This window comes from Actinosynnema sp. NPDC002837, from assembly GCF_040295345.1.
Lineage (GTDB): Bacteria > Actinomycetota > Actinomycetes > Mycobacteriales > Pseudonocardiaceae > Actinosynnema.
The window spans coordinates 1-24,280 of the sequence record NZ_JBEOVG010000119.1 but is presented as its reverse complement, the minus strand read 5'-3'; the positions used below and the strand labels follow the sequence as shown (position 1 = coordinate 24,280).

At 72.2% G+C, this 24,280-nt stretch carries 23 protein-coding genes and 1 pseudogene; 9 read left to right on the top strand and 15 right to left on the bottom strand.

Features of this window, described 5'->3' with window-relative positions; translation table 11 throughout:
• Nucleotides 1-68: 68 nt before the first annotated feature.
• The 4 genes from pqqA to ABTZ99_RS40905 all read right to left on the bottom strand — a co-directional run bounded on the left by pqqA (nucleotide 69) and on the right by ABTZ99_RS40905 (nucleotide 3,617).
• A complete protein-coding gene (gene pqqA, locus ABTZ99_RS40920) occupies nucleotides 69-164 on the bottom strand; it encodes a pyrroloquinoline quinone precursor peptide PqqA (protein ID WP_077008179.1) in 96 nt (31 codons plus the stop codon).
• 78 nt (nucleotides 165-242) lie between these two features.
• Nucleotides 243-1,412 carry a polysaccharide deacetylase family protein gene (locus tag ABTZ99_RS40915; protein WP_499618427.1) on the bottom strand — a complete coding sequence of 390 codons (1,170 nt, stop codon included), beginning with the start codon at nucleotides 1,410-1,412 and terminating at the stop codon, nucleotides 243-245.
• A 61-nt stretch (nucleotides 1,413-1,473) separates the two neighbouring features.
• Entirely contained in the window at nucleotides 1,474-2,175 is a 702-nt protein-coding gene (locus ABTZ99_RS40910; RefSeq protein WP_499618425.1) for a class F sortase, read from the bottom strand.
• Nucleotides 2,176-2,186: 11 nt separating this feature from the next.
• Entirely contained in the window at nucleotides 2,187-3,617 is a 1,431-nt protein-coding gene (locus ABTZ99_RS40905; RefSeq protein WP_499618423.1) for an MSCRAMM family protein, read from the bottom strand.
• Nucleotides 3,618-3,866: 249 nt separating this feature from the next.
• On the opposite strand from ABTZ99_RS40905, the gene ABTZ99_RS40900 reads away from it, so the two are divergent.
• Nucleotides 3,867-4,667 carry a Bax inhibitor-1/YccA family protein gene (locus ABTZ99_RS40900; RefSeq protein ID WP_498774142.1) on the top strand — a complete coding sequence of 267 codons (801 nt, stop codon included), beginning with the start codon at nucleotides 3,867-3,869 and terminating at the stop codon, nucleotides 4,665-4,667.
• 84 nt (nucleotides 4,668-4,751) lie between these two features.
• On the opposite strand, the gene ABTZ99_RS40895 is transcribed toward ABTZ99_RS40900, so the two are convergent.
• From ABTZ99_RS40895 to ABTZ99_RS40885, 3 genes are read right to left on the bottom strand one after another with little or no spacing between them, the layout of a single operon-like run.
• Nucleotides 4,752-4,964 (bottom strand): hypothetical protein, encoded by a 213-nt coding sequence (locus tag ABTZ99_RS40895; RefSeq protein ID WP_499618421.1) that lies wholly within the window; start codon nucleotides 4,962-4,964, stop codon nucleotides 4,752-4,754.
• A gap of 55 nt (nucleotides 4,965-5,019) precedes the next feature.
• Complete coding sequence (locus ABTZ99_RS40890; RefSeq protein ID WP_499618419.1) at nucleotides 5,020-6,240, bottom strand: acetyl-CoA C-acetyltransferase; 1,221 nt, start codon at nucleotides 6,238-6,240, stop codon at nucleotides 5,020-5,022.
• Between the two features lie 56 nt (nucleotides 6,241-6,296).
• Nucleotides 6,297-7,076 carry an SGNH/GDSL hydrolase family protein gene (locus tag ABTZ99_RS40885; protein WP_498774147.1) on the bottom strand — a complete coding sequence of 260 codons (780 nt, stop codon included), beginning with the start codon at nucleotides 7,074-7,076 and terminating at the stop codon, nucleotides 6,297-6,299.
• Between the two features lie 98 nt (nucleotides 7,077-7,174).
• Here ABTZ99_RS40885 and ABTZ99_RS40880 point away from each other — a divergent pair, with 98 nt between their 5' ends.
• The 3 genes from ABTZ99_RS40880 to ABTZ99_RS40870 all read left to right on the top strand — a co-directional run bounded on the left by ABTZ99_RS40880 (nucleotide 7,175) and on the right by ABTZ99_RS40870 (nucleotide 11,026).
• Nucleotides 7,175-8,545: a cystathionine beta-synthase gene (locus ABTZ99_RS40880; RefSeq protein WP_498774148.1), complete on the top strand. Its 1,371-nt coding sequence runs from the start codon at nucleotides 7,175-7,177 to the stop codon at nucleotides 8,543-8,545.
• Nucleotides 8,546-8,705: 160 nt separating this feature from the next.
• A complete protein-coding gene (locus ABTZ99_RS40875) occupies nucleotides 8,706-9,788 on the top strand; it encodes an RDD family protein (RefSeq protein WP_498774149.1) in 1,083 nt (360 codons plus the stop codon).
• Between the two features lie 86 nt (nucleotides 9,789-9,874).
• On the top strand, nucleotides 9,875-11,026 hold the full coding sequence (locus ABTZ99_RS40870) for a cystathionine gamma-synthase (RefSeq protein WP_499618417.1): 1,152 nt from the start codon (nucleotides 9,875-9,877) through the stop codon (nucleotides 11,024-11,026).
• Nucleotides 11,027-11,093: 67 nt separating this feature from the next.
• Here the strand turns inward: ABTZ99_RS40870 and ABTZ99_RS40865 are convergent, their stop codons facing one another.
• The 3 genes from ABTZ99_RS40865 to hppD all read right to left on the bottom strand — a co-directional run bounded on the left by ABTZ99_RS40865 (nucleotide 11,094) and on the right by hppD (nucleotide 13,004).
• Nucleotides 11,094-11,366, bottom strand: a complete 273-nt coding sequence (locus tag ABTZ99_RS40865; protein WP_498774153.1) for a DUF2277 domain-containing protein — start codon at nucleotides 11,364-11,366, stop codon at nucleotides 11,094-11,096.
• Between the two features lie 31 nt (nucleotides 11,367-11,397).
• Nucleotides 11,398-11,628 carry a hypothetical protein gene (locus ABTZ99_RS40860; protein WP_499618415.1) on the bottom strand — a complete coding sequence of 77 codons (231 nt, stop codon included), beginning with the start codon at nucleotides 11,626-11,628 and terminating at the stop codon, nucleotides 11,398-11,400.
• Nucleotides 11,629-11,822: 194 nt separating this feature from the next.
• A complete protein-coding gene (gene hppD / locus ABTZ99_RS40855) occupies nucleotides 11,823-13,004 on the bottom strand; it encodes a 4-hydroxyphenylpyruvate dioxygenase (RefSeq protein ID WP_498774157.1) in 1,182 nt (393 codons plus the stop codon).
• A 75-nt stretch (nucleotides 13,005-13,079) separates the two neighbouring features.
• Here hppD and ABTZ99_RS40850 point away from each other — a divergent pair, with 75 nt between their 5' ends.
• The gene (locus ABTZ99_RS40850) at nucleotides 13,080-13,574 is read left to right on the top strand and encodes an Lrp/AsnC family transcriptional regulator (RefSeq protein WP_053719386.1); all 495 of its coding nucleotides are present in this window, start codon (nucleotides 13,080-13,082) and stop codon (nucleotides 13,572-13,574) included.
• Nucleotides 13,575-13,644: 70 nt separating this feature from the next.
• On the opposite strand, the gene greA is transcribed toward ABTZ99_RS40850, so the two are convergent.
• Both greA and ABTZ99_RS40840 read right to left on the bottom strand, forming a co-directional pair.
• The gene (gene greA / locus ABTZ99_RS40845; RefSeq protein WP_053719387.1) at nucleotides 13,645-14,139 is read right to left on the bottom strand and encodes a transcription elongation factor GreA; all 495 of its coding nucleotides are present in this window, start codon (nucleotides 14,137-14,139) and stop codon (nucleotides 13,645-13,647) included.
• A gap of 185 nt (nucleotides 14,140-14,324) precedes the next feature.
• A complete protein-coding gene (locus ABTZ99_RS40840; protein ID WP_499618412.1) occupies nucleotides 14,325-14,735 on the bottom strand; it encodes a DUF4307 domain-containing protein in 411 nt (136 codons plus the stop codon).
• Between the two features lie 110 nt (nucleotides 14,736-14,845).
• Between ABTZ99_RS40840 and mca the strand changes: the two genes are divergently transcribed.
• Nucleotides 14,846-15,727, top strand: coding sequence for a mycothiol conjugate amidase Mca (gene mca / locus ABTZ99_RS40835; RefSeq protein ID WP_498774161.1), 882 nt, complete (start codon nucleotides 14,846-14,848; stop codon nucleotides 15,725-15,727).
• Nucleotides 15,724-16,026, top strand: coding sequence for a hypothetical protein (locus tag ABTZ99_RS40830; RefSeq protein ID WP_498774163.1), 303 nt, complete (start codon nucleotides 15,724-15,726; stop codon nucleotides 16,024-16,026). Before mca ends, ABTZ99_RS40830 begins: the two co-directional genes overlap by 4 nt.
• Here ABTZ99_RS40830 and ABTZ99_RS40825 read toward each other — a convergent pair.
• Entirely contained in the window at nucleotides 16,023-19,562 is a 3,540-nt protein-coding gene (locus ABTZ99_RS40825) for a S1 family peptidase (RefSeq protein ID WP_499618410.1), read from the bottom strand. The genes ABTZ99_RS40830 and ABTZ99_RS40825 overlap by 4 nt on opposite strands.
• 16 nt (nucleotides 19,563-19,578) lie before the next feature.
• A pseudogene (locus tag ABTZ99_RS40820) lies at nucleotides 19,579-20,331 on the bottom strand (metallophosphoesterase); the annotation flags it as partial.
• Between the two features lie 41 nt (nucleotides 20,332-20,372).
• Here ABTZ99_RS40820 and ABTZ99_RS40815 point away from each other — a divergent pair.
• Together ABTZ99_RS40815 and abmR are read left to right on the top strand one after the other, a co-directional pair.
• A complete protein-coding gene (locus ABTZ99_RS40815; protein ID WP_499618408.1) occupies nucleotides 20,373-22,340 on the top strand; it encodes a thioredoxin domain-containing protein in 1,968 nt (655 codons plus the stop codon).
• Between the two features lie 75 nt (nucleotides 22,341-22,415).
• Nucleotides 22,416-22,973, top strand: a complete 558-nt coding sequence (abmR, locus tag ABTZ99_RS40810) for an ATP-binding transcription factor AbmR (protein ID WP_499618407.1) — start codon at nucleotides 22,416-22,418, stop codon at nucleotides 22,971-22,973.
• 284 nt (nucleotides 22,974-23,257) lie between these two features.
• On the opposite strand, the gene ABTZ99_RS40805 is transcribed toward abmR, so the two are convergent.
• On the bottom strand, nucleotides 23,258-23,512 hold the full coding sequence (locus ABTZ99_RS40805) for a hypothetical protein (RefSeq protein ID WP_498774170.1): 255 nt from the start codon (nucleotides 23,510-23,512) through the stop codon (nucleotides 23,258-23,260).
• Nucleotides 23,513-24,280: the final 768 nt, after the last annotated feature.

Sequence of the window (24,280 nt, the reverse complement as noted above, 5' to 3'; positions counted from 1 at the left end):
GACGGTGCTGTCCACCATCGGCACCCTTCAGCTCTTCGACGAGCCGTACGTCCTGACCGGCGGCGGGCTCAACTGCGAGCGGCGTAAGCGGTGACTTCCATGGGGGTGTCGACGTCCCGGAAATCGGGCTTGACCCAGGTGCGCTTCTCGGGCTCGGTGGTCATGCGCTCTACTCCTCGGATGCGTGGTGCTTCTCCGTGGGGCGGCGGTAACCCACCGTAGAGCTTGCGGCGGCTACCGCGCTAGTTCCAGTTCCGTGCGGCGGGTATGCGCCTCAACTGTTCCAGCACGACCGGATCTTGCAACTGCATCCACTGGATCACCTCTGTATAGGTGGCGCACACCGTTTCGGGCTTGACGCACACCTCGCCGAGGAACCCCTCCACCGCGTTGCTGAACGCGCCGCCCGCCCACTCGTTGAAGTGGTTGCCGATCACGATCGGCGCGCGGTTGCCGTTGACCGCGGACTGGTACACCGAGCGGTAGGTGTCCAGCACGATCCGGGTGTAGTCACCGGCCTTCTCGGGCTCCTCCTTGGCGCCGTTGAGCGCGTACCAGAGGTTGAAGTCCATCATCACGACCTGCTTGCCCAGCGCGGGCACGCGCACCTCCGGCATGGGGAACTCCCACAGGCCCTCGTGCACGAACGGCCACACCACCCCGAGGCTCACGTGGCTGGTGTCGTAGGCCAGGCCGTGACCGCGCATCGCCGGGAACGCCTGGCCCCACTGGCCCTCCAGGCAGGGCGTGCGCCCGCCGCGCACGGCCGTCGGGTCCAGCTTGAACCCGCGCTGCCGCGCCTTCTCCACGATCGCGAAGAACTGGTCGAGCTCCCGGTTCCACTGGTCGGTGTTCCAGGTGCCGACGTTCGGCTCGTCGCCGAGGCAGTAGTGGCCGTTGTAGTGCGTGCCGATCTCGTGGCCCGCGTCGATGGCCGCGTTGAGGTAGCCGATCCGCAGGTCCACGTCCGCGCGGCTGCCGCCGAACCCGATGGAGGAGTAGCCCGGCTGGTGCCCGGGGCCGGTGTAGGTGCCGCGGTCATCGGTCGGCACCAGGTACACGCCCGACAACAGGCCGGTGACGTGCGCGTTCGCCTGCGCGGCGATCGGCATGATCCGGTCCCAGTGCGGTTTGGACGCGGCGCCGTCGAACGAGAACAGCACGAACTGCGGCGGCTTCTCGCCGGGCTGCATGCGCCGCATCCACGCCGGGGGAGAGGCCGCGGCGGGCACGGCCGGCGCGGGGGCGGCGCTGGTGCCGCTGGTCGCGCGCGGCGCCATCGGCAGCGGCGCGGCCAGGTCGCCCACGTCGTTGCCCGGTCTGGATTCACGGGCTCCCAGGACGGCCAGCACCACCAGGGTGAGTGCCAGCGCGACGCCCGTGCTCAGCCAGCCCCATCGCTTCACAACCACAAGACGACGAGAAGTAGCGGGAGGTTGCCTCGCTGTGACAAGACCGCCGACCGCGCCCGGGTCAGGGCACGGGCGTCGCCGTCACGACCTGGTTCTCCTCGTAGCCGGTGTCGCCGCCGACCCACCGCCCGCCGCACGTCACCAGCACCAGCCGGTGCCCGCCGCGCGGACCGAACAGCTCGACCGCCCGTGCCGGCAGGGCGTCCTTGCGGACCGCCTCGACCCGGCTGACCCGGAACCGGAACGCCCGGCCCGCCGTGTCGACCACGGTCACCTCCTGCCCGACCGCCATGCGCCACAGCTCGTCGAACGGCCCGGTCACGCCCTTCCAGTCCACGTGCCCGGCCAGCACCGTCGCGCCCTCGTCCGCGCCGAGGTCGACGCCCCACCACGTGGCCTCGCCGACGCCCTCCGGGATCGGCAGCGTGCCGTCCGCGGTGACCTCCTCGCGCACCAGGGTCGCCAACCCGCCCTCGGGCAGCCGCACCGTCCCCGGTTGCTGCTTGGGCGGTTCGGCGGGCGGCGGAGGAGTCGTGGTGGTCGTCGCCGGCGGCGGTGACGCGGGCGGGTTCGCGCCGGCCGGCATGCCCGCCAGGTCGACGCCGCGCCCGGAGCGCGCGCTGTCGCCCAACGGGTGCGGCACGACGGCGTCACCGGGGACCGGCCGGCCCGCGAGCACGACGTCCGGCGGCCGGGTGGAGACGAGCGCGGCGGAGGCGAGCAGAGCCGCCACCGCCGCACCCGTCAGCACGATCTTCAGCACGGACGCGGACCTCACCGGCGGGCGGTCGCCCGTCGCCGCACGACCAGGCCGACCAGCGTCGCGCCGATCAGGACCACGCCGCCGAACCCGACCAGCGCGCCGGTCGACACCTCGGTGGTGTACGCGGCCCTCGCGACCACGCCCGCGCCCTGGGAACCGGCCTGGATCGTGATCGGGACGACCGGCTTGTCCGGCTTGTTGGTCAACGCGAGCGCCAGCGTCTGACCCGGTTCCACGGTCCCGCACACCTTGGGCGGGGCGTTGGGGTCGAAGAACTCCTCGTAGCCCTTGGCCGGCGCGACCTCGATCAGGCAGACCTCCTGCGGCGTGCGCAGGTCGGGCACGGTCGCGGTGCCGTCGGCGGCGGTCTGGAGCACGACCGGCGTGCCCTCGGGCCCGGTCAGCGCGGTGTCGTCCTGCCGCTTCGCGGGCTGCGAGCCGTCGGCCGCGGTCACCTTCAGCGCCACGCCCGCGATCGCCTTGCCGGTCTCCGCGTCGGTCTTGGCGACCTTCACCACGCCCGGCGGCGTCTTCGCGGTCGTCGACGCGTTCGCGGTCAGCTTCTTCTCGCCGCCGGTGGTGACGATCCGCTGCATGTCGTCGTCGGCGGGCACGTGGACCTTGGGCCGGTCGGCCGGGCTGTCCAGCTTCACCGTGAACGACGGGTTCGGCCCGGTCGGCACGACCCGCACCGCCAGCGCCTTGCCGTCGGTGGAGGTGGTGAGCTCGCCGGTGGCGGCGCCGGACTCCAGCGTCGCGTCGGCCAGCTCCACGGTCACGGGCGCGCCGGCCACCTGCGCGCCGTCGGTCTTGGTGATGTCCACCACCCACGTGTCGGGCGTGCCGATGACCTGCTCCTTCTCGGGAGCGCTCACCTTGGCCGCCCACGGGCCGCGGTTGGCCGCCGCCTCGGCCTCCAGCCTGCCCACCGCCTGCTGGGCCTGGCCGAAGCGCCCGAGCTGCTGGAAGTGGAAGTCGGCGTGGTAGGCGATGTGCCGGAAGTCGCTGTTCGGGTCGAGGGAGATGCCGCGGGCCGGGTCCTCGTACGCCGTCCACGTGTGGAGCAGGTGCGCCAGCGCCGCGGCCTCGTCATCCGACCGGGTGTTCGCGTACCTCAACAGGAGGTACGAGATGCTGCCCGCGACGTCGTCGGCGAGCCGCGCGCCGCCCTTGGAGAGCAGCTCGTCGCCCTCCTTGTACTCCACCCTGCTGTCCGGCGCGAGCAGCGAGTACTGCACGCACCACACGAGCTGACCGCGCCACTTGTAGGCGCCGAGCCAGTCGCCGCCCGCCGGCTTGTCGCGGTACCCCTGCGCCTCGGTCTCGTGCCCCGGACCCTTCTCCACCACGGGCTGAGCCCCGGCCGAGGGCGCGGTCACGGGCGCCGCCAGCAGGGCCAGACCGGCCGCGAGCGCCGCGCCGGCGAGTCGTCTCCACACCATGTCGTCCTGAACCCCTCGGGCGCGCCGCTGGGCGTCGCCGGTCGGTGAGAGCTGCCGGGACTGAGCCTTACGGGTCCGAGATCACGTCGACAAGCCACCAGCGGGGTGGAACGGCGACTACGCTCCGCAGCGCGGGGTGTGGATTCGAGATCGACAGCCCGAGTAAAGTCGCTTTTACCCGACGGGAACCGATCGACTCGTGTGGTCGTTGAACCCCGTGACGGCGTCAGCACGCCACAGGAGGACGAGGTGCGTACCACCAGCAACCCCGCGTTCCGCAACCTGCCGACCAGCGGCGGTGGCGGTAACTACGCAGGCTTCGGCCAGCCCTACGAGGCGCAGCAGCACGGCGGCTACCAGGGCGCGCCGCCCACCACCGGCGAGCGCCCCATCACGATCGACGACGTGGTCACCAAGACCGCGACGACGCTCGGTGTGGCCATCCTCACCGGGTTCGTCTCGGCGTGGCTGGTGCTCTCCGGCCAGGTCGCGCCGTTCGCGCTCGCCGTGCCCGGCATGCTCATCGGGCTGGTCCTGGCCCTGATCATCATCTTCAAGCGCACGCCCAGCGGTCCGATGGTGCTCGCCTACTCGGCGGCGGAGGGCGTGTTCCTCGGCGCCATCACCGGCGTGTTCGAGGCGATCTTCCCGGGCATCGCCTGGCAGGCGATCCTGGGCACGTTCGGCGTCTTCGGCGCGATGCTCGTGGTCTACAAGACGGGCGCGATCCGCGTCACCCCGCGCCTGACCAAGTGGATCATCGGCGCCACCGTCGGCGCGGTCGTGCTCATGCTCGGCAACCTGGTCATGGGCATGTTCGGCGTGAACATGGGCCTGCGTGACGGCGGCACCCTGGCGATCATCTTCAGCCTGGTGGTCATCGGCATCGCGGCGTTCAGCTTCCTGCTGGACTTCGAGGCGGCCAACGAGATGATCCGCGGCGCGATGCCCGCCAAGTACGCCTGGCTCGCGGCGTTCGGCCTGATGACCACGCTCGTCTGGCTGTACCTGGAGATCCTGCGCCTGCTGTCGTACTTCCAGAACGACTAGCACCACCCGCGCACCCGAAGGGCGCCCCGGCCACCGCCGGCGGCGCCCTTCGCGCGTGTCGGGCGTTCAGCCGCCCCAGGCCGTTCAGCCGCGCCAGGTGTGGTCGTCCTCCATCGCCGAACCGACCTCGACCAGGCACGGCACGCACAACGTCCCGCTCCGCGACCGCAGCACGTGCTCCGGCGGCACGGAGTGGGCGCAGGCCGCCTCGAAGTACGCCTCCGAGGCCTGTTCCACGGCGAACGCGTGGCACAGCCGGTCGTACCCGCTGTGCCACCACACGTACGGCATCGTCACCCGACACCTCCCTACTCAAGGGTAGGACGACGGGTAACGGTAATCGTGACGCGGTTCAGCTCAACCGCTCGACGACCATCGCCATGCCCTGGCCACCGCCGACGCACATGGTCTCCAGGCCGAACTGCTTGTCGTGGAACTGCAGCGAGTTGATCAACGTCGTGGTGATCCGCGCGCCGGTCATCCCGAACGGGTGACCCACGGCGATCGCGCCGCCGTTGACGTTGAGCCGGTCCAGGTCGATGCCCAGGTCCCGGTAGGACGGGATGACCTGCGCCGCGAACGCCTCGTTGATCTCCACCAGGTCGATGTCCGAGATCGACATCCCGGCCAGCGCCAGCGCCCGCTTCGACGCCTCGACCGGCCCGAGCCCCATGATCTCCGGCGACAGCCCGGACACGCCGGTCGACACGATCCGCGCCAGCGGCGTGATGCCCAGCTCCTTCGCCTTCACGTCGCTCATGATCACCAGCGCCGCCGCGCCGTCGTTCAACGGGCAGCAGTTGCCCGCCGTCACGCGGCCGTCCGGCCGGAACACCGGCTTGAGCCCCGACACGCCCTCGATCGTCACGCCCGGCCGCGGGCCGTCGTCGGCCGACACGACCGTGCCGTCCGGCAGCGTCACGGGCGTGATCTCGCGCGCCCAGAAGCCGTTGGCGATGGCCTTCTCGGCGAGGTTCTGCGACCGCACGCCGAACTCGTCCATCTCCTGCCGCGTCACGCCCTTGGCCAGCGCCAGGTTCTCCGCCGTCTGGCCCATGGCGATGTAGATGTCGGGCACCTGCCCGTTGCGCCGCGGGTCGACCCACTCCGACGCGCCGGACTCCGCCACGGCCGCCGTGCGGGCCTCCGCGTCGGCGAACGCCGGGTTGTGCGTGCCCGGCCACGAGTCGGACGAGCCGCGCGCGAAGCTCGACACCGTCTCCACGCCGGCGCTGATGAACACGTCGCCCTCGCCGGCCTTGATCGCGTGCAGCGCCATCCGGGTCGTCTGCACGCTCGACGCGCAGTAACGGGTCACCGTCGTGCCGGGCACGGTGTCGTAGCCCGCCAGCACGGACACCACGCGGCCCATGTTGAAGCCCTGCTCGCCGCCGGGCAGGCCGCAGCCGAGCATGAGGTCGTCGATGTCGTTCGGGTCGAGCTGCGGCACCTTGGCCAGCGCGGCCTTGACGACCTGCACGGTCAGGTCGTCGCCCCGCACGTCCTTGAGCGAGCCCTTGCCCGCGCGCCCGATGGGCGACCGGGCGGTGGAGACGATCACGGCCTCAGGCATTACGGAACTCCTTTGTTTCGCCGCAACGTGTGACGTGCAGCCTAGTTAACGCCCGTTCAGCGCGGCCACCACTCGTGACGAAGGACGCCGCACAGCGGCGCCAGCAGGATCGAGGTCGCCGCCTCGTACCCGGCCGCGCTCGGGTGGAACCGGTCCCGGCTGAAGTAGTCGGCGTGCCGCGCCCGGAACTCCGCCGCGAGCAGGTCGCCCATCGCCACCGCGACGCCGCCCGCCCGTTCCACCTCGACCCGCTGCGCCCGCGCCAACCGCCGCGACCACTCCCGCGCCACCGACCGCGCCGGTTCCGCGATCGGCCGCACCGTGCCCAGGTCAGGGCACGTGCCGACGACCACGCCGACCCCCGCCGCACGCAGCCGCCGCACCTGCGCGCCCAGCAACGCCGCCGACCCCGCGATCGACAGCCGCGTCGTCACGTCGTTCGCGCCGATGATCACCAGCGCCACGTCCGGCGGGTCGGCCACCACCCGGTCCACCTGCGCCGCCAGGTCGCGGGTCGTGGACCCGGAGATCGCGTACGTCTCCAGCCGCACGGGCACGCCCACCTCGTCGGCCATCCCGGTCGCCAGCACCACGCCCGGCAGCTCGGCCGGGTCGTCCACCCCGAGCCCGGCCGCCATCGAGTCGCCGAGCACGGCGAACCGCACCGGCGTCCCGTCGCCGTCCCCGTACACGGCGTCGGCGCGCAACGGCGGCTCGGCGGGCGCCCCGATCACCACCCGCGCCCGCCGCGACTGCTCGCTGACCAGCCCGTACGCCACTCCGGTCAACCCGCCCAACGCCCCCGCGACCACCGCGAGGAGCCGAAACCCCCGCATCGGACCCTCCGCTCTCCCGATGCCCATCGTCCACCGGGCCGGGCGCCGCGCCACCGATATACGCTCAGCGAGTCATCTCAAGAAGTGGAAGGTCCGTCGTGGAGTACGTCGAGAGCGTCGTAGACCTGGTCGGCAACACGCCGTTGGTGAAGCTGAACGCGGTGGCCGAGGGACGCCGGCCGCTCATCCTCGCCAAGGTCGAGTACCTCAACCCCGGCGGCAGCGTGAAGGACCGCATCGCGCTGCGCATGGTCGAGGCGGCCGAGCGCAGCGGCGAGCTCAAGCCCGGCGGCACGATCGTCGAGCCCACGTCGGGCAACACCGGCGTCGGCCTCGCGCTCGTGGCCCAGCAGAAGGGCTACAAGTGCGTCTTCGTCTGCCCGGACAAGGTCAGCGTGGACAAGCGCAACGTGCTCAAGGCCTACGGCGCCGAGGTCGTGGTGTGCCCGACCGCGGTCGCGCCGGAGCACCCCGACTCCTACTACAACGTCTCCGACCGCCTGGTCGCCGAGATCCCCGGCGCGTGGAAGCCCAACCAGTACGCCAACCCGGAGAACCCGGCCAGCCACTACCACGGCACGGGTCCGGAGGTGTGGCGGCAGACCGAGGGCCGGATCACGCACTTCGTCGCGGGCGTCGGCACCGGCGGCACGATCTCCGGCACGGGCCGCTACCTCAAGGAGGTCTCCGAGGGCCGGGTGAAGATCATCGGCGCGGACCCCGAGGGCTCGGTCTACTCCGGCGGCACGGGCCGGCCGTACCTGGTGGAGGGCGTCGGCGAGGACTTCTGGCCGGACGCCTACGACCGGGACGTGTGCGACGAGATCGTCGCGGTGAGCGACGGCGACTCGTTCGAGATCACCCGGCGCCTGGCCCGCGAGGAGGGGCTGCTCGTCGGCGGCTCGTGCGGCATGGCCGTCGCGGCGGCGTTGCGGGTGGCCGAGACCGCGGGCCCGGACGACGTGATCGTCGTGCTGCTGCCCGACGGCGGGCGCGGCTACCTGTCGAGCGTGTTCAACGACAAGTGGATGGCGCAGTACGGCTTCCTGTCGCCCGACACGTCCGGCGCGACGGTCGGCGACGTGTTGCGGCGCAAGGACGGCACGGTGCCCGACCTCGTGCACGGCCATCCGAATGAGACGGTCGCCGAGGCCGTCGCGATCATGCGCGAGTACGGCGTCTCCCAGATGCCGGTGGTCAACGCCGAGCCGCCCGTGATGGCGGCCGAGGTGGCGGGCGCGGTCAACGAGCGCGACCTGCTCGACGCGCTGTTCACCGGCAAGGCGCAGCTGACCGACCGGCTCGACCGGCACATGTCGTTGAAGCTGCCGACGATCGGCGCCGGCGAGTCGATCAGCTCCGCGATGTCGGCACTGTCCTCAGCGGACGGTGCGCTGGTGCTGGAGGACGGCAAGCCGGCCGGAGTCGTCACCCGGCAGGACATCCTGGGTTTCCTCGCCGGTCGCTGACCGGTTGCCGGCCGGCCCCCGGACGCGGTCGACGTGTCCCGTTCCTCATCGCGGATCGGGACAGGTTGACCGGTTGTGCGTGGCCGGGGGACCGGCATCCGCTAGCGTTGGCCACCGACTCATACACCTACGGCCCGTGCCAAGGGGGTTGGAAACTCCGATGAACGCTCCGCAGCCGCCAGGGAACCAGCAGTTCGGCGGTCAAAACCAGCAGGAGCAGGGGCAGGGTGCCCAGCCCCCGAACGCCGACGCGACGCAGGTCGTGCCAGGCGGCGGCCAGCCCCCTGCTTTCCCGCCGCCGGAGGCGACCCAGGTCGTGCCCTCCGGACCGCAGCAGCCCCAGTCGAACCCGGACGCGACCCAGGTCGTGCCGCCGGGCGCGACGCAGCAGCCCGGGTCCAACCCGTACGGTCAGCCGGCGCAGCAGCCCGGCTCCGGCGCGTTCCCGGCCCAGCAGCCGCCGCAGTACGGGCAGCAGCAGCCCGCCCAGTACGGCCAGCAGCAGGCGTACGGGCAGCAGCCGCCGTCGAACCCGTACGGCCAGCCGCAGCAGCCGCAGCAGTACGGCCAGCAGCAGCCCAACCCGTACGGCCAGGCGCCCGCGTCGAACCCGTACGGCCAGCCGCAGCAACAGCAGCAGGCGTGGGGCGCCCAGCAGGCGTACGCCGCGCAGCCCGCTTACGGTGCGCCGTCAGGGGGTTACGCGGAGTGGGGCAGCCGGGCGATCGGCGCGTTGATCGACTACGTCGCGCCGGGCGTGATCGTCGGCATCCTCGCCGGCATCGGCGCGGCGACCGGTGACCCGACGCTCGCGCTGATCCTCAGCGGCATCGGGTACGTCGGCCTCATCGGCTTCATGATCTACAACTCCTGGTACCTGGCCGGCACCACCGGCCAGTCGATGGGCAAGAAGGTCGCGAAGATCAAGCTCATCAAGGAGGAGACGGGGCAGCCGATCGGCTTCGGCAACGCCTTCGTGCGCCACCTGTGCCACTTCGTCGACTCGCTGCCCTGCTACGCGGGCTGGTTCGCGCCGTTGTGGGAAGCCAAGAAGCAGACGTGGGCCGACAAGATCCTGGGCACCATCGTGGTCAACGCCCCCGCGGGCGCGGCTCCCGGCGGCTACCCCGGCGGCTACGGCCAGCAGCAGGCCAACCCGTACGGCCAGGCGCCCGCGTCGAACCCGTACGGCCAGCCGCAGCAGCAGAACCCGTACGGCCAGCAGCCGCCGCAGCAGTGGTGACCTAGGTCGGACACCGATTCACCCGACCGCCCGTCGGCCTTCCGGCCGACGGGCGGTTGCGTTTTCCGCCGCCGTACCCTAGACGCATGACGGACACCGGCCACTACGGTTTCGCGACCAGGGCTATCCACGCCGGGCAGGACCCCGACCCGACCACGGGCTCGGTCATCGTGCCGATCCACGCCACGTCCACCTACGCCCAGGACGGCGTCGGCGGGCTGCGCGGCGGTTTCGAGTACTCCCGCACCGGCAACCCGACCCGTGCCGCGCTGGAGGAGTGCCTGGCGGCGCTCGAAGGCGGGCGGCACGCGCGCGCGTTCGCCTCCGGCATGGGCGCGACCGACGCGGCCCTGCGCGCGATGTGCCGCCCCGGCGACCACGTCGTCATCCCGAACGACGCGTACGGCGGCACGTTCCGGCTGATCGACAAGGTGCTGTCGCACTGGGGCGTCGAGCACACGCCGGCCGCGCTGTCCGACGTGGACGCGGTGCGCGCGGCGATCCGGCCGAACACCAAGGTCGTGTGGATCGAGACGCCGACCAACCCGCTGCTCAACATCGCCGACATCGCGCTGCTCGCGCAGGTGGCGCACTCGGCGGGCGCGCTGCTCGTGGTCGACAACACGTTCGCCTCGCCGTACCTGCAGAGCCCGCTGGAGCTGGGCGCGGACGTCGTGCTGCACTCGACGACCAAGTACGTCGGCGGGCACTCGGACGTCGTCGGCGGGGCGTTGATCACGTCGGACGACGAGCTCGACGCGCAGTTCGGCTTCCTGCAGAACGGCGCGGGCGCCGTGCCGGGGCCGTTCGACGCGTGGTTGACGCTGCGGGGCATCAAGACGCTCGAAGTGCGCATGGAGAAGCACTCGGACAACGCCGAGAAGGTCGTCGAGGCCCTGGTCCGGCACCCGAAGGTGACCCGCGTGTACTACCCGGGCCTGCCCGAGCACCCCGGCCACGAGGTCGCGGCGAAGCAGATGCGCCGGTTCGGCGGGATGATCTCGTTCCGCGTGGCGGGCGGCGAGCAGGCGGCCCTCGACGTCTGCGCCCGCACCCGCCTGTTCACCCTGGCCGAGTCGCTGGGCGGCGTCGAGTCCCTGATCGAGCACCCGGGCCGGATGACCCACGCCAGCACCGCCGGCTCCCTGCTGGAGGTCCCCGCCGACCTGGTCCGCCTCTCGGTGGGCATCGAATCGGCCGACGACCTGGTCGCCGACCTCCTGGCCGCCCTCGACTGACCCGCGAGCCGAACCTTGCGTCCCGCGTGTCGAACCCTCAGCCCTCGCGAGGGTTCGACACGCGGGGTCAGCGGGGGCCGTAGCGGGCGGCGGAGCGTTCCTTCGCCTTGGCGGCCTCGACCTCGCGGTCGCGGGGCGGGGCCTGCGTGACCAGCGATTCGAGCAGCACGCGGGTGGCCTCGGCCACCGCCTCGACGGCCGCGTCGAACGCCGCCTGGTTCGCCGCCGACGGACGCGTGGACCCGCTCACCTTGCGCACGTACTGGACGGCCGCCGCGCGGACCTCGTCCTCGGTGGCGGGCGGTTCGAAGTTGTGGAGCACCCTGATGTTGCGACACATGGGTCCACTATCGCCCACGCGCCCGCGAACGTCAGGGCTTGACGTCGTACCGCGCGTTCTCCACCCGCGGCACGACGGGCAGGTCGTGCCCGTCCACGCACCCGCCGACGAACTCCACCACGCCGTCGCGCTCCACGAACCGGCCCGTGTCCGCGCACCCCGCGTGGGCCACGGTGAAGAACGCCGCGCCGGTCAACGCCGCGGCGGTGGCCACCGCTCCGACGAGCGGGAGCACCGCGGTGACCCGTGCCGCGAGCGCCATGCCACCCTCCAGGTGAATGCTGTGTGAGACGACCCCGCACCGAGGGTACCGGTCCCGGCGCGTGCGGTACGGGCTTCGTCAGCGTTACGACAGGATCCGACGCGAACGGGCCGGCCGGGGGTGCCCGGACCGGCCCGTCGCCGTCACAACGCGAGGCGTCGCCCGGCGGTTCCCGCCGCGGCGGAGCCGAGGAGCTAGAGGTTGCCCCGGCGCTCCTGCTCGCGCTCGATCGCCTCGAACAGCGCCTTGAAGTTGCCCTTGCCGAAGCCGAGCGACCCGTGCCGCTCGATCAGCTCGTAGAACACGGTCGGCCGGTCGCCGATCGGCTTGGTGAAGATCTGGAGCAGGTAGCCGTCCTCGTCCCGGTCGACCAGGATCCGGTGCTCCTTGAGCACCTCGATCGGCACGCGCACCTCGCCGATGCGCGCCCGCAGCTCCGGGTCGTCGTAGTACGAGTCGGGCGTCTCCAGGAACTCCACGCCCGCCGCGCGCATCGCGGTCAACGTGGCCACGATGTCGTTGGTCGCCAGCGCGATGTGCTGCACACCGGCGCCCTCGTAGAACTCCAGGTACTCGTCGATCTGCGACTTGCGCTTGGCCACGGCGGGCTCGTTGAGCGGGAACTTCACCCGGTGGTTGCCGTTGGAGACGACCTTGCTCATCAACGCCGAGTAGTCGGTGGCGATGTCGTCGCCGATGAACTCCGCCATGTTCACGAAGCCCATCACCCGGTTGTAGAACTCCACCCAGTGGTCCATCCGGCCGAGCTCGACGTTGCCCACGCAGTGGTCGACCGCCTGGAACAACCGCTTCGGCGCGCCCGCCGGCCGCACGACCGTGCTCTCCCGCGCCTCGTACCCGGGCAGGTACGGCCCGCGGTAGCCCGACCGGTCGACCAGCGTGTGGCGGGTCTCGCCGTAGGTCGCGATGGCCGCGACCCGGACGGTGCCGTGCTCGTCGGTGAGGTCGTGCGGCTCTTCGAGGACGGTCGCGCCCTGGGCGCGCGCGTGCTCGATGCACCGGTCCACGTCGGCGACCTCCAGCGCGAGGTCCACCACGCCGTCACCGTGCTTGCGGTGGTGGTCGAGCAGCGGGCTGTCCGGCCGCACGCCGCCGTTGATCACGAACCGCGCCGAGCCGGACTTGAGCACGAAGGACTTGTGGTCCCGCTGCCCGGTCTCCGGCCCGGAGTACGCGACGAGCTGCATCCCGAAGGCGACCTGGTAGAACCACGCGGTCTGGGTCGCGTTGCCGACCACGAAGACCACGGCGTCCATCGAGCGGACGGGGAACGGGTCGCGCGTCCCGTCGTAGTCGACCAGGCCCACGAGTTGGCGGAGCTGGTCGTAGCTCACGTCGTCAAGCTGCTGCGTCATACCTCACAGCATGTGGAATGCTGGTCAGGGTGCGCAACAGTCCAGTGTTCTGCTGGTCATCTTGTACAGTGGTTCATGCCTTCGGACCCGCAAGCTGAACACTCTGACCAGGCCGTCGACGCTCTGGACGCACGGCTGTTGCTGCTGCTCACCGACGAGCCCAGGCTGGGCGTGCTGGAGTGCTCACGGCGCCTCGGCGTGGCCCGCGGCACGGTGCAGGCCCGGCTGGACCGGCTGGTGGCGCGCGGCGTGCTGACGGGCTTCCCGCCCGCGCTCGACCTGGCCGCGATGGGCTACGGGCTGACCGCGTTCGCCGTGCTGGAGATCGCCCAGGGGCGGCGGCACGAGGTGTCGCAAGGGCTGGCCGCGATCAACGAGGTGTGCGAGGTGCACGCGACGACCGGGCCGGGCGACCTGTTCGCGCGGGTCGTGGCCCGGTCCAACGCCGACCTGCAACGGGTGATCGACTCGATCGTGGACGTGCCGGGCGTGCAGCGGCTGTCCACGTCGATCGCGCTCTCCACCCCGGTCCCGCCCCGCGTGCGGCCCCTGCTGGAACGCGTCACGTGACCGGATCAGGTGACGGACAGCAGAAGGGCGGCCACCCCGCGTGGTGGCCGCCCTCCCGGTGTCCTGGGGGTCAGCCGGCGTACGGCACGGCCTTGATCAGCGTGACTTTCATCGTGCTGCCGTTGGGCAGCTCGTACTGACGAGCCTCGCCCTCCTTCGCGCCGAGCAGCGCCTTGCCCAGCGGCGACGACGGGGAGTAGACCTCAAGGGCGCCGTGCGCGCCCTCTTCACGGGTGGCGAGCAGGAACTCCTCCGTCTCGTCATCACCGTCGTAACGCACAGTGAGCACCATGCCGGGCGCCGCGACGCCCGTCACCGTGGGCGCCTCGCCGACCTTGGCGACCCTCAGCAGCTCCTGCAGCTGGCGGATGCGGGCCTCCTGCTTGCCCTGCTCCTCGCGGGCCGCGTGGTACCCGCCGTTCTCGCGGAGGTCACCCTCCTCGCGACGCGCGTTGATCTCCGCAGCAATGACCGGGCGATTCTCGATCATCTCGTCCAGCTCCCCCTTGAGCCGGTCGTAGGCCTCCTGGGTCAGCCAGGTCACCTCAGTGTCGCTCACGGTCACCAACTCCTCGTCTTGCTCCGGCCCACGGCGTGGGCTGGCAGTTCCCGGGCGCACCAGCCCGGAACGGAAAAACACGGCCCGCGTCGGGGCCGTGCTGAAAGGCCAGAGTAACAGACCCAGAACGTTCGGCGACGGCGTTTTGTTCCCGGATCCGCCCCTAAAGCCGCAGATCACCCGCTTGGCCGCTACCTCGTGGACAGGTACGCCGGAACCTGGTAGGAGCAGCCGAAGACCTCGCCGGTGACCGGTGGTTTGGACGTCCGCAGCACGGTCGTCACCCGCACGGTGTCGGCTCCCGGCGCGACCAGGACCTCCCGCCGGCCGGCCTCGTCGCCGTCCTGGGAACGCGCGCGCACGATGCACACCACGGGCTGCTCCGGGGTCTGCCTGACCACCTCGAACGTGATCTCGACCGTGCTGTCGTCGACCACGGTGAACGCGGTCTGCTTGGCCTCGACGGGCATCGTGCCGAGGTTGCGGTAGCCGACCCACGCGACGACCCCGCCGACCAGCACCGCGATCACGGGGAGTGACCACCGCGCCCACCTGGGCAGGGACCTGCGCGGTGTGCCGTACCGACCCTCCGGCAGTGCCACTGTCCGAAACCTTCCCGCCCGTGGGGAACAATGTCCCTCGACCACCGCGTTGAGTGTCGCAGGGGCCGGACCAGACAGGTTCGGCAGGGGCGAGGAGGAGCACCACCGTCATGGTTGAGAAGCTGCGCCTGATGGCGGTGCACGCGCACCCCGACGACGAGTCCAGCAAGGGCGCCGCCACGATGGCCCGCTACGTGGCCGAGGGCCACGAGGTCATGGTCGTGACCTGCACGGGCGGTGAGGCGGGCAGCATCCTCAACCCCGCCATGGACCGCCCGGACGTGCTGGAGAACATCGCCGAGATCCGCCGCGGGGAGATGGCCCGCGCCGCCGAGATCCTGGGCGTGCAGCACCGCTGGCTGGGCTTCGTCGACTCGGGCCTGCCCGAGGGCGACCCGCTGCCGCCGCTGCCCGAGGGCTGCTTCGCGCTCGTGCCGCTGGAGGAGTCCACGCCGCCGCTGGTCGAGGTGATCCGCGAGTTCCGCCCGCACGTGATCGTCACCTACGACGAGAACGGCGGCTACCCGCACCCCGACCACATCCGCTGCCACGAGGTGTCGGTCGCCGCGTTCGACGCGGCCGGCGACCCCGAGCGCTACCCCGAGCTGGGCGAGCCGTGGCAGCCGCTGAAGCTGTACTACTCGCACGGGTTCTCCCGCGCGAAGCTGATGGCGTTCCACGAGGCCCTGATCGCGGTGGGCGAGGAGTCCCCGTACGCCGAGTGGCTGGCGGGCTGGGACGCCGACAAGCCGGACGTGATCGAGCGGGTCACCACCCGCGTCGAGTGCGCCGACTACTTCCCGGTGCGCGACGAGGCCCTCAAGGCCCACGCCACCCAGATCGACCCTGAGAGCCGCTGGTTCGCCGTGCCGCTGGAGATGCAGCGCTCGGTGTGGCCGACGGAGGAGTACGAGTTGGCGCGGTCGCTGGTCGACAGCACCGTGCCCGAGGACGACCTGTTCGCGGGCGTCCGGGAGAGGGTGACCGCGTGACCTCGTTCGACCCGATCCCGTGGGAGCAGACCACGGCGGTCGTCCTGGCCCAGCAGCCGTCCACGGACAAGGACCCGGGCGGCCAGCAGGAGGACTTCGGCAAGTCCTCCCCGCTGGGCCTGCTGGTGCTGGTGCTGTTCTTCATCGCCGTGGTCTTCCTGGTGAAGTCGATGAGCAAGCACCTGAAGAAGCTGCCCGCGTCGTTCGACGAGCCCGAGTCCGGGGCCAAGTCCGAGCCGGAGGCCAAGCCCGAGGCGAAGGCGGGCAACGGCAACGGCGGCGCGAAGAAGGACGACTAGCCGAAGTCGAACCGGAGCACCCCGGAGGGGCACCACACCACGAGCGTGCCGTCCGGGTGCCAGATCAGGTCGGTCACCGGCGAGTCCAGGTCGACCGCCGCGAGGGTGCGGGCCGGGCCACCGGACGGGCAGGACCACACGACCACCGTCCCGCCGTCGTCGCCGATCGCGACGAACGCCCGACCGCCGCGCAACGCCGTCGCCGCCTTGGTGCTCGGCCCGGCGACCCCCGCCCACGGTGGCGCCCACGGCGTCAGGTCGTCGCCGGTCCACGTGTACAACGCAAGCCGGGCGGTGACCGGGATCCAGGCGGGGTCGGCGGCGGCGAAGTCGACGCGCTCCGCCAGGGGGACGAGCTCGCGCGGCTGGCCGTGGTCGGACAGGGCGAACAGCCGGAGTTCCGGCCCGCCGCGGTGCGAGCGCGGCCGTACGACGTCTCGTCGTCGCGTGAACCGCCGCCACGACGCCGTGCGCAGCGGCGGCAGCCCCGGCTCGGCCAGGACGGCGTGCGAACCGTCCCACCAGGGGGTCGGCGCCGCCGCGACCCGTCCGTCGTCGGTCGTGAAGAGCACCACCGATGGGAGCATCGCCGTCGGCGGCAGGGGAGAGCGGCGCTCGTCCGGCTCCGGTGGGTCGTCGTCCACTTCCCACAGGTGGACCCGGTGGTCCGCGTCCACCGACAGCACCACGGGACGTCCGCCCGGTCCGAGGCCGGCCGCGATCTTGCCGACGCTGATCGCGTCGTTGCGCCAGACCGGGCCGACCTGGCTCAGGTCGTCGCCCAGCGCCCAGACCGAGATGGCGCCGAACTCGTCCCGGATCGCCACGACCACCCGCCCGTCGGCCAACCGCGCGTCGGCGAACTCGCCCGCGAACAGCCGTCGGACCACCGATTCGCGGATCAGGCCTCGGTCGCCGACCCCGTAGCAGGTCACGCGCGCCTCTCCCGCCCACAGGAGCAGCAGGCGACCGTCGGGACGGGTGACGAACCGCAGCGGGTACGGCTGCCACGTGCTGTCGAGCGGCTCCCCGACCGGCGTCAGCCGGTCGTCCACCACCCGGTACAACCGCAGCGCGGTGTCGCCCTGGTGCGCCACGAACACCGCGCCGTCCTGGACACCCATCGCGACGAGCCCGGACACCGCGTCGCGGACGACGACCCGGTCCACGACGACCGGCGCGTCGGCGGTCCAGTCGACCAGGAGCACCTCCTCCCGCTCGGCGACCACCGCGAGCAGCCTGTCGCCCGAGCAGACCGCGGCCAGGCTCCGCACGCGCACGGCGTCCAGCGAGCCGTTCACCCGCAGGCCGCCGGTGAACGACCACTTGCGCAGCTCTCCGCTGAAGGAGGCCGTCAGGGCGAACTCCGCCCCGTCCTCGCGCACCACGTGAGCGGTCGCGTGGGGCAGGACGCCGACGTGCGCGGGCGCTTCCGACACCGGGACCAGCCGGTGATCGCGGAACCGGTGGAGCACCGCGCGGTCGCGGTGGAGGGTGAACGCGGCCGGCTCACCGGAAGCGTCGAGCCACAGCACGACGTCGTCGGCGGCCGGCAACCGGGCGAGCACCTGCTGGGAGCCCTCGTCCTCCCACCCGAGCACGTCCGGCCGCCACGGCGGCTCGAACCGCGCCACGAGCCGGTCGGCGAACCGCCCGTACCCCAGCTGCCGGGCCGTCAACGCGAGGCGTGCCGCGCGCTCGCGCGGGTCGAGGTCGGCGAGGTGGTGACTGGCCTTGCGGTAGACGCGCCCGTGCACGCGCGCACGCTCGGAGGTCAAGCGCGCCAGGTGCGGCACGAGTCGTTCCGGCGGCGCGACGACCAGGAACCCGGGGTCCTCCACCAGTTCGTCCAGCCGACCGGCGGCGGCGGCGTGCTGGACCAGGTGCGTCCGCACGTACTCGGGCGCGTCCTCCCACTCGGTGACCTGCGCGCGCAGCGTCCGGTAGACCACCGGCTCCACGCCCGGCCGCTCGGCGCGGAACGCGTCGTCCAACGCCTGGTGGAACAGCCGGTACGAGCCACCCGCCTGCTCCACCAGGTAGCTCGCCGCCGAGGTCAGCACGGCACGCAGGTCGCGGGGCGTGTAGTCGGCCCCACTCAGCGCAGTGGCCAGCGCCAACCACAGCGGACCTTCGGGCAGGCCGCCGCCCTCGGCGTGGGCGAGGGGCAGCAGCAGGTCGCGCGCCACCCGAGGCTCCTCGAACCGCACGGTCAGGTAGTCGTCCACGGCCGCGCCGACGCTGGTCGGCAGCCGGTCCGAGTCGGTCAGGCACGCCAGTTGCGCGATCAGGAAGTTGCCGCCCGCGTGCGCCGCGATCGCCGCCGCGCGCACCGGGTCGCCGACCCGCCGTTGCGCGTAGGCGACCACGTCCCGGTGGTCGAGGTAGGTCTCGGAGTCGAGGTCGAGCACCACCGGGTTGCCGAGCCTGGCCTGCAACGCGTGCGACGCCGACCCCCGCGCGCCCACCCGCGTACCGACGACGACGTGCCGCCCGGGGTGCGCGGCCAGCCGGTTCAGCAGGGTGGCGATGGCCATCGGCGCGTCGCCCGCCGCCTCGTCCAGCGCGTCGACCACGACCGAGACCGGTCCGCAGCGCTGGAGCAGCTGGGCCGCGTCGACGGCCTCCACCTCGGCCGCGTCGGCGATCGCCCGCACCACGTCGGCCACCGTCCTGCCGCGCGCGTGCACGGCCACCGTCACGCTGCCCACCGGCGGCAGCGCGACGTCGGGCGGCAGGCTGTCCGGCGGCACGAGGGGCCGGCCCGCGCGGTCGGCCAGGACGACGGTCCGGGCGAGCACGGCGCTCTTGCCGCTGCCCGGGCTCCCGACCACCGCCCGCACCCGGCCGTCGGCCGGTCCGCCCAGGTAGCGCGCCAGCTCGGTCAACGCCCGGCGCCGGCCGACGAAGTGCCACGCGTCGGTCGCCTCGTGCGGCTCGACGCCCCGCGCCCGCGGCAGCCAGTGCGTGTCGAAGGCGTCGTCCAGGTCGACCCGCCAGCCGGTGAACCCCGCGCCGGGCGGCCACCTCCGGGTGATCTCCTCGACCGGGATCATGGCGCCGCCGCCCACGGCCTGGTGCGCGGTCACCACGATGCCGACCACGGCCCGCAGCACGTCGTCCCACACCGGCGCGCCCGAGAAGCCCCGGTCGATGCGGTGGCCGGAGGTGTGTTCCAGCTGCGCCCAACCGGGACCGACCCGGCCGCCCAGCCGCCCGCGCGACTCGGTGTGGTGACCGCCCGCGAACCCCTGCACCACGTACGGGTGGTCGCTCAACGCGGGCGGCGCGCGCAGGGGCGCGCACACGGCGTCCACCGGCCGGTCCAGGCGCAGCACGGCCAAGTCGCCGTCGTCGTCCCGGAACTCGACCGACGCGGCGACCGTCACCCCGGCGTGGACCAGCGTCACGTCCACCCGGTGGTGCGGCACGACGTGCGAGCACGTGATCACCAGCTCCGGCGCGACGAGCACGCCGGCACCGGTGTCACCCACCCGGCCCAACCAGGGCGGGCGTTCCCGGTAGCTCGCGCGCACCCCGTCGACCCTACTGCTCGTACCAGGTCCGACGGGCGGGCACGGAGACCAGTTCGCGTTCGGGGTAGCGCAGCGCGGTGAGCCGGCCGCCGAACACGCAGCCGGTGTCCAGGCACAGGGTTCCGTTCACCCACTCCGGTTCCTCGACCGGCGTGTGTCCATAGAGGACCATGGCGGCGCCGCGGTAGTCCTGCGCCCACGGGTAGCGGACGGGGAAGCCGCGCGCGTCGCGCTCGCCCGTGCTGACGCCCCACAGCGCCAGCGACCGCATCCGCTCCGACTGGCGGCCGTGGTAGCGCTCGGGCAGCCCGGCGTGGGCGATGACGAGCTTGCCGCCGTCCAGGACGTAGTGCGGCACCAGGGCGTCGCAGAACGCCAGCACCTCGGCCCGGAACCGCGCGGTCTCGCGGGCGAGTTGGTCCAACGAGTGCTCCAGGCCGTGGCTGACCTGGACCTGGCGCCCCTGCAACGCCCGCACCAGCTTCTCCTCGTGGTTGCCGCGCACGCAGACGGCGTTGCCCGCCGCCACCATGGCCATCACGAGCCGCAGCACGCCCGGCGTGTCCGGGCCCCGGTCCACGAGGTCGCCGAGGAACGCCACCTTGCGCCCCTCCGGGTGCGCCCCTTCGGCGGAGTAGCCCAGTTCGCCCAGCAGGTCGACGAGCTCCTCGCGGCACCCGTGCACGTCGCCGACCACGTCGAACGGCCCGGTCTCGTGGCGCAGGTCGTGCGGCAGTGGCTCGGCGGAAGGCTCCATGGCCCCAGTCTGATCGACGAGTCCGGCGGTTGTCCGGGAATTACTGTGGAGCCATGACGAACCGGCTCGCGTCCTCGACCAGCCCGTACCTCCTGCAGCACGCCGACAACCCGGTGCACTGGCGCCCGTGGTCGCCGGAGGCGTTCGAGGAGGCGCGCGAGCGGGACGTGCCGGTGCTGCTCTCGATCGGGTACGCGGCGTGCCACTGGTGCCACGTGATGGCGCACGAGTCGTTCGAGGACGAGGCCACCGCGGCGTACATGAACGAGCACTTCGTGAACGTGAAGGTGGACCGCGAGGAGCGGCCGGACGTGGACGCGGTCTACATGGCCGTCACGCAGGCGCTCAGCGGGCACGGCGGCTGGCCCATGACGTGCTTCCTCACGCCCGACGGCGAGCCGTTCTACGCGGGCACGTACTACCCGCCGACGCCGCGCCAGGGCATGCCGTCGTTCCGCCAGGTGCTGGAGGCCATCGAGCACGCGTGGCGCGAGCAGGGCGACGAGGTGCGCGAGTCGGCGGCGGGGATCGTGGCGCAGTTGGCGTTCAAGCCGCTCCCGCAGTCCACAGTGGACGAAGAGGTGCTGGCCGGTGCGGTGGTGTCGCTGCTCGGGCACTTCGACCGGACCAACGCCGGTTTCGGCGGCGCGCCGAAGTTCCCGCCGTCGATGGTGCTGGAGTTCCTGCTGCGCCACCACGAGCGGACCGGGTCGGTCGAGGCGCTGTCGATGGCGCGGACGACGTGCGACGCGATGGCGGACGGCGGGTTGTACGACCAGCTCGCGGGCGGGTTCGCGCGGTACAGCGTGGACGCGGCGTGGGTCGTGCCGCACTTCGAGAAGATGTTGTACGACAACGCTTTGCTGCTGCGCGCGTACACGCACCTGAGCCGCCGTGACGACAACCCCCGGTACCGCCAGGTCGTCCGCGGGACGGCCGAGTTCCTGATCCGCGACCTCGGCACGGCCGAGGGCGGGTTCGCGACGTCGTTGGACGCGGACACCGAGGGCGTCGAGGGTTCGACGTACGTGTGGACGCCCGCGCAGCTGGTCCAGGTGCTGGGGTTGGCGACCGGAGCGCGCGCCGCCGAGCTGTACGGCGTGACGGACGAGGGCACGTTCGAGCACGGCACGTCCACGTTGCGGATGCTCGGCACGCCGGACGACGAGATCGCGGCGAAGCTGCTGGAGGCGCGCGACCGCAGGCCGCAGCCGGGACGTGACGACAAGGTCGTGACGGCGTGGAACGGCATGGCGATCGTGGCGCTGGCGGAGGCGGGGGCGGTGTTCGGCGAGCCGCGGTGGGTGGAGGCGGCCGTGCGGGCGGCGTCGCTGGTCCTGGACCTGCACCTGGTCGGCGGTCGGCTGCTGCGCACGTCGCGCAACGGCGTGGCGGGCACGGCGGCGGGCGTGCTGGAGGACTACGGCTGCTTCGCCGACGGCCTGCTCGCCCTGCACCAGGCGACCGGCGACGTCAAGTGGTTCACCGCCGCCTGTGGACTGCTGGACACCGCGCTGGCCCGGTTCGCGGGGGAGGAGGCCGGGGTCTACTACGACACGGCGGACGACGCCGAGGCGCTGGTGCAGCGGCCGTCGGACCCGTCGGACAACGCGAGCCCGTCCGGCGCGTCGGCGCTGGCCTCGGCGCTCGTGACGGCGTCCGTGCTGGGCGGGCCGTCGACCTACCGCGACGCGGCCGAGGCGGCACTGGGCCGGGCCGGCCTGCTGGCCGCCCGGGAGCCCCGCTTCGCCGGGCACTGGCTCAGCGTCGCCGAGGCGTTGGCGCTCGGGCCCGTGCAGGTCGCCGTGGTCGGTGACGCGTCGGAGCTGGTCAGCGCCGCGTGGAGGGGTGTGCACGGCGGCGGCGTGGTGGTGGCGGGGTCGCCGGACTCCGCGCCGCTGCTGGCCGACCGGCCGCTGGTGGACGGCCGTGCGGCGGCCTACGTCTGCCGGGGGTACGTGTGCGACCGGCCCGTGACGTCGGTGGCCGAGCTGACGGAGGCCCTGGCTGTCCACCGCTAGCGAACCGCCCACCGGTGCGGTTGTGGTCGGCGTAACGTCGGCATCGTCGTAATCATGTAATCGAGGTGGTGCGAGATGCGACGTGGATGGGGAGGAAGGGGCGGCTGGCAGCAGGTCGAGCAGCCGCCCGCGGACGACGCGGCGGGCTGGTTCGGCGGCAGGCTGCCCGACGGCTGGTTCACCGGGGCGCCGGTCGTGACGGTGGACCGGGAGGAGATCCTGGTCGTCGGCACGCTGCCGCCGTTGGAGGGCACGTTCGCGGACGACGCCGAGCGCGCGGCGGCCGAGTCGGGCCGCATCAGCCGCTTCCGCGAGCAGACGAGGGACGAGCGGATCGAAATCGCCCGCCAAGCCGAACACCGCTACCGGCGCAAGGTCGCGTGGGGTGCCAGGATCGGAAATACGGAAGAACTGTTCACCACCCTCTCGGTGCCGGTGATGACGCGGCTGCGGCAGCCCGAGCGGATGGTGCTGGACACTCTCGTCGCGGCGGGCGTGGCGCGTTCACGTTCCGAGGCCCTGGCGTGGGCCGTGCGCCTGGTGGGCGAGCACGCGGACTCGTGGCTGACCGAACTGCGCGCCGCGATGACCCGCGTGGACGACCTACGAGCCCAAGGCCCCGACCTGGCGTGAAAACCACCCGTTTCCCGGCGAACCCGGGAAACGGGTGTCCACGAATCCGCCTCCACCGGGCGTCTCGACGCCCGAGAGCTGCCGGGTCGAGATCGTCAGCACCTCTTGTCAGGTGGTGCCCGTTCACATGCCTGCGCCTGGTGTTCCCAGCCGTGCAGTCTCGCGTTGGCGAAGGCCGCGCCTCGGTGTCCGGAGCAGTCCGAGCCAAGCCATTTCAGCAGGTCGCCGGCCCGCGACCGTTCACGGTGGTTCGACGCGGCACGCGCCCGTTGCTACACCGGTCGCTACACCTGCGTAGCGCGGCTCTGCCCGTCCTCGATGGCTCGCTCCTCGGCGGTCAAGGCTCGCTCCACCCAGTCGAGGAACGCGGGAAGCTGCCGGTCATCGCTGAAGCAGTCCCGCTCGGTGCCCGCGATCTCGTGCTGAAGGTGCGGCCACTCCAGCCGTAGGGCGTTGTAGTGGGCCTGTCCCGTCCGCTCCTCGGGGTGGCTGCGCATGTAGTCGTTCACCAGGTCGAGGTACCGGCTGATCAAGTCCATGACACCCCCTCGCCCGGAACGCTAGCCGCTCCACCTAGCCGTGCCCAGCTCGGTCAAGCCGCGGAACCGCGCGACCGTCGCCGCCAAGGGGACGGCCATCGCGGAGGTCAACACGGGGCCCGGTCGGATTCACCACAAAACCGCTGGTCAGGAGTAGATCGCGAACCAGATGGCGATGATCTGGTCACTGGTCGGACGCCTCGTGCCTGGCGGCTCCTTACACCACCTTTCACCAGGCCAACCTCACTCGTCAGTTCTCACCGGTTCTGGTCGTCTCCTGACGTCTGACGGCCTGGAGACGGCCTGACCGCGACCCGTTCTCACCCTCGGGCACCACCTCGGCACACGCGCTGGGGGTGGTGCCTTCTTACGTCGTGGGCCTGGCGCTCCTCACCGAGCGGCCTGCCCGTTGGCAAGGCGGCGTCAGCCGTCGCGGCAGCCGATCGCCGTGCCCAGCCCGACCAAGCCGCATGACCACGCGATCGTCCCGACCGGCACCCCTGCCGAGCTGCTTCACGCCGCACCCTCCAGGCCGGCGCGCCGCCACCCGACCACGTGCACCGACTCCGCGCCCGGCCGACGGGCGAAGTGGAGCGGGAGCCCGGCGTGCCGGGATGCGGGGAGTCGGTGCCAACGTGCGTCGGACCGTCCCGCGCGCCGCCGCCGGCGGCGCGCCGTTATGCCAAAAAGCCAAATTCAGCAGCGACGCCCTCCTATAGAGGAGGGTTGCTTTTAACGAGAGTCGGTTAAACAACGGGGATGTGGTTG

Excerpts from the sequence above, each read along its gene's own strand:
- pqqA (WP_077008179.1), bottom strand. The coding sequence starts at position 164 with ATGACCACCGAGCCCGAGAAGCGCACCTGGGTCAAGCCCGATTTCCGG.
- ABTZ99_RS40905 (WP_499618423.1), bottom strand. The coding sequence starts at position 3,617 with ATGGTGTGGAGACGACTCGCCGGCGCGGCGCTCGCGGCCGGTCTGGCC.
- ABTZ99_RS40890 (WP_499618419.1), bottom strand. The coding sequence starts at position 6,240 with ATGCCTGAGGCCGTGATCGTCTCCACCGCCCGGTCGCCCATCGGGCGC.
- ABTZ99_RS40885 (WP_498774147.1), bottom strand. The coding sequence starts at position 7,076 with ATGCGGGGGTTTCGGCTCCTCGCGGTGGTCGCGGGGGCGTTGGGCGGG.
- ABTZ99_RS40875 (WP_498774149.1), top strand. The coding sequence starts at position 8,706 with ATGAACGCTCCGCAGCCGCCAGGGAACCAGCAGTTCGGCGGTCAAAAC.
- ABTZ99_RS40870 (WP_499618417.1), top strand. The coding sequence starts at position 9,875 with ATGACGGACACCGGCCACTACGGTTTCGCGACCAGGGCTATCCACGCC.
- ABTZ99_RS40865 (WP_498774153.1), bottom strand. The coding sequence starts at position 11,366 with ATGTGTCGCAACATCAGGGTGCTCCACAACTTCGAACCGCCCGCCACC.
- ABTZ99_RS40860 (WP_499618415.1), bottom strand. The coding sequence starts at position 11,628 with ATGGCGCTCGCGGCACGGGTCACCGCGGTGCTCCCGCTCGTCGGAGCG.
- hppD (WP_498774157.1), bottom strand. The coding sequence starts at position 13,004 with ATGACGCAGCAGCTTGACGACGTGAGCTACGACCAGCTCCGCCAACTC.
- ABTZ99_RS40850 (WP_053719386.1), top strand. The coding sequence starts at position 13,080 with ATGCCTTCGGACCCGCAAGCTGAACACTCTGACCAGGCCGTCGACGCT.
- mca (WP_498774161.1), top strand. The coding sequence starts at position 14,846 with ATGGTTGAGAAGCTGCGCCTGATGGCGGTGCACGCGCACCCCGACGAC.
- ABTZ99_RS40815 (WP_499618408.1), top strand. The coding sequence starts at position 20,373 with ATGACGAACCGGCTCGCGTCCTCGACCAGCCCGTACCTCCTGCAGCAC.
- abmR (WP_499618407.1), top strand. The coding sequence starts at position 22,416 with ATGCGACGTGGATGGGGAGGAAGGGGCGGCTGGCAGCAGGTCGAGCAG.
- ABTZ99_RS40805 (WP_498774170.1), bottom strand. The coding sequence starts at position 23,512 with ATGGACTTGATCAGCCGGTACCTCGACCTGGTGAACGACTACATGCGC.